General features: G+C 52.9%; 14 protein-coding genes. 2 read left to right on the top strand and 12 right to left on the bottom strand.

All coding sequences use genetic code 11. The features are described 5' to 3' along the window. From BBW68_RS03010 to BBW68_RS02990, 5 genes are all read right to left on the bottom strand, one after another. The coding region (locus tag BBW68_RS03010; protein WP_148127522.1) for a hypothetical protein at window positions 1-344 on the bottom strand (344 nt) is incomplete at its 3' end. A 13-nt stretch (window positions 345-357) separates the two neighbouring features. Beyond that, complete coding sequence (gene traO, locus BBW68_RS03005; RefSeq protein ID WP_070133951.1) at window positions 358-858, bottom strand: conjugal transfer protein TraO; 501 nt, start codon at window positions 856-858, stop codon at window positions 358-360. Then, window positions 855-1,484 (bottom strand): hypothetical protein, encoded by a 630-nt coding sequence (locus tag BBW68_RS03000; RefSeq protein ID WP_070133950.1) that lies wholly within the window; start codon window positions 1,482-1,484, stop codon window positions 855-857. The genes traO and BBW68_RS03000 overlap by 4 nt, the downstream gene beginning before the upstream one ends. 17 nt (window positions 1,485-1,501) lie before the next feature. Beyond that, the gene (locus BBW68_RS02995; protein WP_070133949.1) at window positions 1,502-1,858 is read right to left on the bottom strand and encodes a DotH/IcmK family type IV secretion protein; all 357 of its coding nucleotides are present in this window, start codon (window positions 1,856-1,858) and stop codon (window positions 1,502-1,504) included. A gap of 184 nt (window positions 1,859-2,042) precedes the next feature. Continuing rightward, entirely contained in the window at window positions 2,043-2,714 is a 672-nt protein-coding gene (locus BBW68_RS02990) for a DotI/IcmL family type IV secretion protein (RefSeq protein ID WP_070133948.1), read from the bottom strand. A gap of 27 nt (window positions 2,715-2,741) precedes the next feature. Between BBW68_RS02990 and BBW68_RS02985 the strand changes: the two genes are divergently transcribed. Together BBW68_RS02985 and BBW68_RS02980 are read left to right on the top strand one after the other, a co-directional pair. After that, window positions 2,742-3,203 carry an H-NS family histone-like protein gene (locus BBW68_RS02985; RefSeq protein WP_070133947.1) on the top strand — a complete coding sequence of 154 codons (462 nt, stop codon included), beginning with the start codon at window positions 2,742-2,744 and terminating at the stop codon, window positions 3,201-3,203. A gap of 46 nt (window positions 3,204-3,249) precedes the next feature. Then, a complete protein-coding gene (locus BBW68_RS02980; protein WP_070133946.1) occupies window positions 3,250-3,624 on the top strand; it encodes a protease inhibitor I42 family protein in 375 nt (124 codons plus the stop codon). A gap of 57 nt (window positions 3,625-3,681) precedes the next feature. Here the strand turns inward: BBW68_RS02980 and BBW68_RS02975 are convergent, their stop codons facing one another. From BBW68_RS02975 to icmT, 7 genes are all read right to left on the bottom strand, one after another. Continuing rightward, window positions 3,682-3,876: a hypothetical protein gene (locus BBW68_RS02975; protein ID WP_070133945.1), complete on the bottom strand. Its 195-nt coding sequence runs from the start codon at window positions 3,874-3,876 to the stop codon at window positions 3,682-3,684. A 152-nt stretch (window positions 3,877-4,028) separates the two neighbouring features. After that, the gene (locus BBW68_RS02970; RefSeq protein ID WP_148127521.1) at window positions 4,029-4,289 is read right to left on the bottom strand and encodes a hypothetical protein; all 261 of its coding nucleotides are present in this window, start codon (window positions 4,287-4,289) and stop codon (window positions 4,029-4,031) included. Beyond that, on the bottom strand, window positions 4,246-4,491 hold the full coding sequence (locus BBW68_RS18245; protein WP_148127520.1) for a hypothetical protein: 246 nt from the start codon (window positions 4,489-4,491) through the stop codon (window positions 4,246-4,248). The genes BBW68_RS02970 and BBW68_RS18245 overlap by 44 nt, the downstream gene beginning before the upstream one ends. A gap of 22 nt (window positions 4,492-4,513) precedes the next feature. Further along, window positions 4,514-5,389 (bottom strand): hypothetical protein, encoded by an 876-nt coding sequence (locus BBW68_RS02965; protein WP_148127519.1) that lies wholly within the window; start codon window positions 5,387-5,389, stop codon window positions 4,514-4,516. Further along, complete coding sequence (locus tag BBW68_RS02960; RefSeq protein ID WP_070133942.1) at window positions 5,353-6,819, bottom strand: zeta toxin family protein; 1,467 nt, start codon at window positions 6,817-6,819, stop codon at window positions 5,353-5,355. The genes BBW68_RS02965 and BBW68_RS02960 overlap by 37 nt, the downstream gene beginning before the upstream one ends. Next, the gene (locus BBW68_RS02955; RefSeq protein WP_070133941.1) at window positions 6,782-7,153 is read right to left on the bottom strand and encodes a hypothetical protein; all 372 of its coding nucleotides are present in this window, start codon (window positions 7,151-7,153) and stop codon (window positions 6,782-6,784) included. The genes BBW68_RS02960 and BBW68_RS02955 overlap by 38 nt, the downstream gene beginning before the upstream one ends. Before the next feature lie 16 nt (window positions 7,154-7,169). Then, window positions 7,170-7,424, bottom strand: coding sequence for an IcmT/TraK family protein (gene icmT / locus BBW68_RS02950; protein WP_070133940.1), 255 nt, complete (start codon window positions 7,422-7,424; stop codon window positions 7,170-7,172). Between the last annotated feature and the right edge of the window lie 319 nt (window positions 7,425-7,743).

Genomic DNA, 7,743 nt, shown 5'->3' with positions numbered 1-7,743 from the left:
GGCGACGAGGCCGGAGGCGGGGCATTACGTGCGCCGGAAGCGAACCCGCCTGTATTTTTTGGCTGAGGTGGCGTATCGTCCGTCATAAGATAGAAACCCAGCAAAACCACCGCAATACCTATTGCGCCGTAAGTGATCAGGCGGCCTTTATCGGCCAGTAGCCCGCTCATGCCCCCTGCACCATGTTTAGCTGCCCCGGCTGGCGGCTGGGGTTTGCTCTCCTGCGTGGCCTTTTGACGCTCTGCTGCCTGTGGAGAGGCCGCACCGGCTTCACTGTTCTCCCCGACAATCACAGTGTCGTTAATACCTTCGTCTTCACCGCCTGCTAAAATGTTGCTCGCCATGTTTTGTCCTCGCTTAACGGGTGACTTTATCCGCATCAGTGACGGCTTTGATGAACTGAATACCGATCACTTTTCCTTTGTTCACTTTGACCTGTTTAACCGGCAGTTTGCTGGCATCTTCCGCCATCACTTTGCCCGTCTGCTCCGCAATACCGCCCGCAATAGTCCCGGCAATGGCTTTGCCGCTGGGGTTGCCAGTGGTGCGGTATTCATTGCCTCCGTTAGTAAGGATTACTTGTGAATTAGCGTCTCGGTATAACTGGCCTGTCTGACCTATACCGCTGGCAACAGCAGGCAGCAGAATACGCCTTACCCAACGATCATGTATTTCGCTTGCAATTGCGAACTCTCGGCTTTCGGCATTAACGGCGTAGGCTTCGACGTTGTCGAATTCCCCGTTCCACTCCATCGTGGTGAATTTCACCTCAACGCCGTCCCCTTCCAGCGACATTTCGGAGGAAAACAGCTTTGCGCCCTGATATTTACCGGATGCGATATGCGCCAGCAGTTTCATTTTACGGCTGTCCGAGTTGGTGGCTGAATCAACCACGCCGGGGTGGTCGGTGTTTTAGCGTCACCGTTCTGACCGCTGGCTTCACCAGTTTTAAAAATACTGGCAACCCACTGATTCTGTTTGTTCCCGTCCTTCTCAGAGGAAGCAAACAACGCGGTGCCGGTTTTTATTTCTGTTGCGGGTGTTCTGGCTTCCTCAATTTTATCCAGCAGCTTAGCCAGCCGGTCATTTCGCCGTTTCTCCTGTTCGGATTCAGCGGAAGGTGTCTGAGCGCCATTTCCTGCTGACGGGGCTTGTTCTTTTCCCTGCCAGCCAAAAGGCTGTTCTGTATTACCCGGCTGGGGTATTTTCTGGTTATTCATACCCATACCAACAAAACTGGTGCCGTTATTCAGCGCCCGGTCGCTCTGCTGCTGGTTATAAAGTTCAGTCAGTTTGCGGTAGTCAGGGTCGAGCACGTCCGTGGGCTTCTCGCCCGATACGTTCCGCGCCGTTACCGCTGTGGGGTCGGTGGACAGAGATTCGCTGCGGGAGGTCATGAAATACACCGCGATCAGCACGGCGGCCAGCACACCGCCGCCTATCAACCCCAGCTTTTTAATGTCGGCTGTTTTTTCACTTGCCATGATGCTGCTGCCCCTTGTCAGTTGAGATTGACGTATACGCTGCGGGATTTACCCATTTCTGAAAGCGTCAGTTCTGGCGTGACGGGCAACACGTAGACGTGAGTACCGTCTATAGCCGAAAGCGTCCGGGTAAATTCGTCGCGCAGTTCCAGATCGGTTCTTAACACCAGTTCGTCGCCCATCATCCACGCCCGCATGGATGATGGCGCATTTCGTAGCTTAACCACCGTCGCTTCTTCTGGCGGCACACCGTCCAGAAACGCCTGTAAATCCTTGTCGTACAGCCCGATTTTGTCGCTGGCGACGGCACGACGCACCGGCGTATCAGGGCTGCGTTTCGGAATGCGCAGGTCAAGGCGGTAATCAACCTGCACCGTACTGCGGGTGTATCCGTTGACGCCACGCTTTGCGGTGGCGGCGTCTGCTGGGGTGTGGTTTGCTGCATACTGACTGAGCTTTTCACCCCTTTCAGCGCGTCAGGCTGTTCGGCATTGGCTGCCGACAACCCCAACCCGCCCAGCAGCGCCAGTATCAGTGCATTGTTTTTGTTGCGCATTTTTACGCCTCCGCCGGTTTGAGCACCACCGCTGCAATGGCGATGCCGTTTGGATTACTGTCGGTGCTGACGCGGATAACCTGCACAAACAGGTCGTAGCGTTCTTCCTTGTAGGTATCAAAGTGACCCACGCGCTGCATAATGACCGGGTATCTGAACTGCCACGCATAGGTTTTTTGGTCGTTTAACAGCCCTTCCGTGACCAGAGAACCCGGCGAAATTGACGTTCTTATGTTGAGTTTGTTGTTAATGATATTGTCTTTTTGCCCGCTGCTTTCCAGCGCTTTGTAAAAACTGTCATATCCGGTGGTAGTGAAATACTGTTTCTGCGACGACATCGTTTGCTCATAATGCAAAAAATCAAGTTGTAACGCCTTATTCATGACGGTTGAAGCAAACTCCATCACATCAGTATCACTGTAGCCCGGCACATTGGAGGGAACCACCGGCAACACAAAACCGTTTTTGGTGGCAAAGTATTTGTTGGGTGTGTTAATTATATAGGAAAACATCGTTGTATTCAGGACAAGAGAGACGCACAATGCCGCGCCCAGAACAAGATTGGCTTTCAGCCCGTATTGTGAAAGCACATCCCGGATATTACGGCTATTGGCTTCCAGCAAGGCACTGGTCAAAGGGTTATCTTTTTCGTTGCCTTTCTCTTTTTTGTTCATAAATCATTCCCGTTTCTGGAGTAATCAATGGCGGATATAACCAAATCAGAATTCCTTTCAATCCTGCGACATAAGGCAAAACTAAAAGGACTAATTAGCGAACAAAGCATTGCAGATCTGGATTACATTTTACGCAAGTTTAACGAGGTTATCGATGATTTAATCAAAGAGAAGACAGCAGAACAAAACGCAAAATCAGCGATAATGAATGAAGCTAAATCTATCCTGAGCAATAGTGCACTGTCCAAAACCGATCTGGAAGCGTTGTTTACTGAACTCACCCGAAAAAGTGGGCTTGCGCTTGCCCGCAAGGATACGACCGAGCGCCGCCGTAAATCGCGACTGCCGGTAAAATATCGTCATGACACCGTTAACCCCAACGGCAAGCAGGTCACATACTCATGGACAGGCACAGGAAGAAGACCCGTATTTTTTATGGATATGACCGATGAAGAACTGGAAAAATATCGCGTAAAAGACGAAGAATAAAATCGCCACGCAATCAGAACACTGTCGAATAGCAAAAGGTAGAATAATGAATGTGATAAAAACGGGATTATCTCTGCTGTTGATGGCGGTTATCCCCCCTTCTTTTGCAGCAGAAAAAACCAAACTTCCTGCGCAAGCCACGGCTAAAGTGAATGCGCAGTTTGAGGTGAAACTGCCATCAAACCCTACCACGGGCTATAACTGGATTGTGCGCCAGTTGCCGGAACAGGTGGCCTTGACGGGCATGGACTACGCGCAGTCACCGGACTGCAAAGCAGGCATGGTGGGCTGCGGCGGCACCACAACGCTGCGTTTTAAAGCGTTGAAAGCAGGAACCGGGAAACTGATTGTGCAGTATGCGCGTCCGTGGGACGCGCTAACAAATGAGGCTGCAACCATCAACATCCATGTGGCAGAATGATAAAACCGACTGAGGAATAACAGGCCGTTATAGACTGGCGCGGAAACCAGTTAATCGTCAGTGGTTTTCGCCGTTATCCAGAATATATCCTTCTATGCTGTCGGCCACCCTGTGCGCATACTCCACGATTTCTTCTTCATCCACCTCGCCAAGCTGGGTACGGTGCGACTCCGCAAGCCCGCGTATATGCTTCACCACTCGCGCATATACGGCTGGCTGTTCGTCATTGAGCGCCGCCAGCACGGCGGTCATCACTGCTGAAAGCGCGTGCTGCCCGGCAACCAGTTCCAGAAACTCTTCAGGATCAACCTAGTCATTCAGGTCATCACCTTCGTCGTAAAAATCCATCACCTACCTCTCTTCACAATACATATCGTTAGCCGCAGCAACAGGTCGGAATTCACCTACAAATGGAACGGAAATGCAGAATTTTCGTTAGTGCTGCCCGCGTTCGAGTTCACGCCGTCTGCCCCCGCATTGATTTGAACGTCTTTACCCGACGAATCGGGCAGGTATTGCTGCATATTTTGAGGAAGATACCTACGGGAAAGTTCGCCCCACGGATCAATCTGTGTGGGGATTTTACTGCTGATTTTTTCCGTAATTGTTTGACGTGCAGCCTTACAAACTTCCTGTTTCGCTTTTTCTATGAACTTGTTGAACAAATCCATCTGCATTAAATACCGGGAGCGTAATGCCGGTAGAAAGTTGGCTGAGGCATTTTCCGATTGCATCGCTTGAGACAAAACTGTCCTCTGCCTCCTTGTTGATTTGCTCAATCTCAGGATTAAGCGCAGCCGTCGCGGCCTGCTGTGCAGCAGTCCCTGCTGCACAATTCTGATCCGCCATAACGCTAAATGCAGGCAACAGTAAAACGCCTGCAACCAGACTACATTTTAGGACTCGGCATCGGTTGTGCCGTGGCATTTTGTTCATGGCGTTTTACCTGCTTTGGTTGATTGGGGAGAGGCTTAGGTGGTTTCGGCGCATTTTTAAACAATTCCGCAAAACCCGGCATCGCCTTAATGTCTTTATTGGCAATAGTCAGTGGCTGCAACTGCTCACTGCGCTGGAGTTTGTAGACCAGCGTTTCGCCGTCCGGAGAAACGTGACCGTACCCCAGCATTTTCAAACCTTGCTCCTGTACGCAGGAGAGCGTGAAATAGCTTTTCGTCTGGCCGTCTTTTTCCTGAGTCACCTGCCGCGCTATCACATGGTCGTAGGTGTCCGTCTGCGGATTGCGGATCACACCCTGCATATAGCCATCACGCGATGCGACAAACAGCGCATCACAGGCTGCGTTGGGGTTCTGGCTGTCCTGCACAAATACCACCGCGCCCGATAAACGATTCTGGCTGCTGAGTTCGGCTATAGCGAGTTTTTCGACCGATTCCGGGACGGGCTTGCCGTTGGCGAAAAACCACAGGGTTTCACCAGCCGGATCATGGCTGGAAAACCGCGCACTCGGTTGCCGTTCGAGCACCATGGCCTGCACTTCATCGCGTAATTGCCTGTATGTTAACGCATCATAGGCGGCAAAGGTATCAGGGCAGGCGGCGGTCGGATTCTCCGTGGTGGGCTTGGGATATTCCGCCGCCACCTTCCATTCGTTGCGCTGCGTGATGATTTTCTCATACCGCACAATCTTGTCGTTTTCATCCCGAACCGGGGCATTCACCTCAACATCTTTGTTCCCCACAAACGAGGCGGTAATGATATCGCCCCGTTTCACCCCTGCGTCCTTGAGCGCCCGCTGGAAATCCACCCCCCAATGCTCCTTTTCGCCGTGCTCATTGCGCAACCTGATGAAATAGGACATTTTTCATCATCTTTATGTTCATATTTCGCCCGGCCAAAATCAAGCAGTTCACCGCGCAGTACCGGTTTACGTTCTTCTGCGCTGCTCGCCTCTGCTGCGGGTTCCACGCCATTACGCGCAACCGTTGCATCCGGGGCGACTGACTGCCCGGCCTGCGGTGAAGTATCAGGTGCGTTGGCTGGCTGTGGTTGTGCCTCTGCCTCTGTTGTCCGCGCGTGCGATGTAGCCCGCTCCTGCGCCAGATGCGCTTGCTGTACTGCGCTCAGGGCTTCCCGCTGCGCCGGATCATTCAGAGTCACTTTGAGGTCATACTCGGCTATCAGGCCGTATACACGCTGTTTTAAGTCCTCGGAACCGGTTACTGTGAAGCTGCCACCGTAGTTGACGGCGGCGGTTTGCACCGCGACCAGCACCATTTCTTTTGACATGGCGGCGTCTTCGCTTGCCATGTAGATACCACTGCGATGATCTTCAAAGGCAGGCACCCCGGCCAGCAGATACCGCACCGCATTCCCGTGCCGCTCATGGGTGAGTTGCGTCATGAGTGCGGCCAGATTGAGACGTTCTTCTGGTGCTGCGTCGCGGTCTTCGGAAGCGGCGAAAGAAAAGCCATTCATTTCTGCCTGCGGCGTCGCACCAGTATTATTTTCTGCATCGGGGCGCGGCTGCACGGGTGCCGATCCTTCCGGGACAGGTGCATTCTGGATGGCCGCAATCAGAGAAGACAGCTTTTCAGGGGCATTTTCCGGCTCGGTGGAATCGAAAATCGTTTCGCTGGCGGTGAAGACCTTCATACTGTCGGCCAGCCCGCTCTGGTACACTGTGTCAACGTTTCCCGGCATCTGCGCCACTACCGCCCGACTGACGGTACGGCCAGTACCGTTCATCGCACGCTCCGCCTCAGCCCGCGCCAACGTGTTGCTCCACGCCACCTCTGCGCTTTCTGCCTTGATATACACCTGCGTGGTGTACCCGTTATCTTTGAGCAATTGCAGGGTGCTGATCGGCGTCTGTGCGGTTCTGAATGTCCCCTCAACCGCCAGATTCAGCCGCTTCTCTGTCCCCAGCGCAATGACCCTTTCAGCCACTGCACCAGAAAATGCGGCGGTATGCTCCGGGTAGTTTTCACCGTATTTATCGACAATCTCGTTAAACTGCGGGTGGAAACGGCGAAATTCGTCTGCGTTGATAACAAGCACATTGCCGTGTTGTTCCTCTCGGAACGTATTAAGCAACGTGGATTTCCCTGCTCCCGGCAACTCGCCCAGCACAGTCCCCACCGGCGCATCACTGGCAGTGAGTCCAGCCCCTTTCTGCTCAACGAAATGCCGGGCGATATTATCCACGATACTCTCGGAATAACTGAATTCGTCCATTCTGCGGTTCCTCGTCAATGTCCTGCGCTGACCGGTAAGATCTCCGCGCGTATGGCATCACAGATATTTTCACACGCCCAGCATCAATAAACTCTGCCACCGTATCGTACAGATAATCCCGAAGCGTGGTGAGGTTGGCTATCTGGCGGTCAAGCTCAGCCTTTCGCTCCGGGTGCAGCGTGTCGTCTGTACGTTCACGCGACCAGTACAAATCCGCGTCCAGTTGTGCCACGTACTCAATCAGCACATCTTTCATCATCAGGTGCGTGCCGTGGTTCGTTTCTGGTGAGTTCACCAGCGAATCAATTTGCTGCGCGAATACATCGGTACTCATGGTTCACCTCGCAATGCTAGTTTCGTCTGTACCACCACGGACGGCCGGTAAGATGGTCGCCTTTCAGTTTTGCCCGCCACGACCTGAGTAACAGGCTCGGAGGCGTGTTCTTCCAGCCAAGATAGCCCAGCAACGCCAGCGCACAGACGATCCCGACGAACGTCACCCATGTCATATGTACAAACCAGATAAGGATCAGCGCGTACCAGCCGACATGAATTTTTTCGATACGGATCGGCTTACCGGCATTTCGCCAGCGATTAGTTTCCATAGCGGCCTTTCTCCAGCTTGTTGAAGTTCGAAATGGTGATCACTTCGATAACGTCGTCTCTGGACACTTTACCTTCCTGATACAACCGGTAGGCTTTTTGCACCAGTGTAGCACCCTGTGCTTTAAGCCGGTTGTCTACGATCGCCCCCCACTGCTAGTACGGAAATTCTGACAATTCAGTCTTTAAGTCTTCATCAAAAATCATGAATTCCCGCACCGCGATCCGCCGACCGTCCGTGCTACGCAGCAGACGCTGCACGATGGAAACGCGGATGGTCTGGAGCAGGGTATGCGCGGCACTTTGGTAGAGTCTTAGGAC

Source organism: Candidatus Erwinia dacicola, from assembly GCF_001756855.1.
GTDB classification, from domain to species: domain Bacteria; phylum Pseudomonadota; class Gammaproteobacteria; order Enterobacterales; family Enterobacteriaceae; genus Erwinia; species Erwinia dacicola.
Note: the sequence above shows the minus strand (reverse complement) of the source record. Positions and strands in the feature narration are given on the sequence as shown.

Bases quoted from the DNA above. Each gene is read 5' to 3' on its own strand.
- BBW68_RS03000 (WP_070133950.1), bottom strand. From the start codon at position 1,484: ATGGCAAGTGAAAAAACAGCCGACATTAAAAAGCTGGGGTTGATAGGC.
- BBW68_RS02990 (WP_070133948.1), bottom strand. From the start codon at position 2,714: ATGAACAAAAAAGAGAAAGGCAACGAAAAAGATAACCCTTTGACCAGT.
- BBW68_RS02955 (WP_070133941.1), bottom strand. From the start codon at position 7,153: ATGAGTACCGATGTATTCGCGCAGCAAATTGATTCGCTGGTGAACTCA.
- BBW68_RS02960 (WP_070133942.1), bottom strand. From the start codon at position 6,819: ATGGACGAATTCAGTTATTCCGAGAGTATCGTGGATAATATCGCCCGG.
- BBW68_RS02975 (WP_070133945.1), bottom strand. From the start codon at position 3,876: ATGACCGCCGTGCTGGCGGCGCTCAATGACGAACAGCCAGCCGTATAT.
- traO (WP_070133951.1), bottom strand. From the start codon at position 858: ATGAAACTGCTGGCGCATATCGCATCCGGTAAATATCAGGGCGCAAAG.
- icmT (WP_070133940.1), bottom strand. From the start codon at position 7,424: ATGGAAACTAATCGCTGGCGAAATGCCGGTAAGCCGATCCGTATCGAA.
- BBW68_RS02985 (WP_070133947.1), top strand. From the start codon at position 2,742: ATGGCGGATATAACCAAATCAGAATTCCTTTCAATCCTGCGACATAAG.
- BBW68_RS02980 (WP_070133946.1), top strand. From the start codon at position 3,250: ATGAATGTGATAAAAACGGGATTATCTCTGCTGTTGATGGCGGTTATC.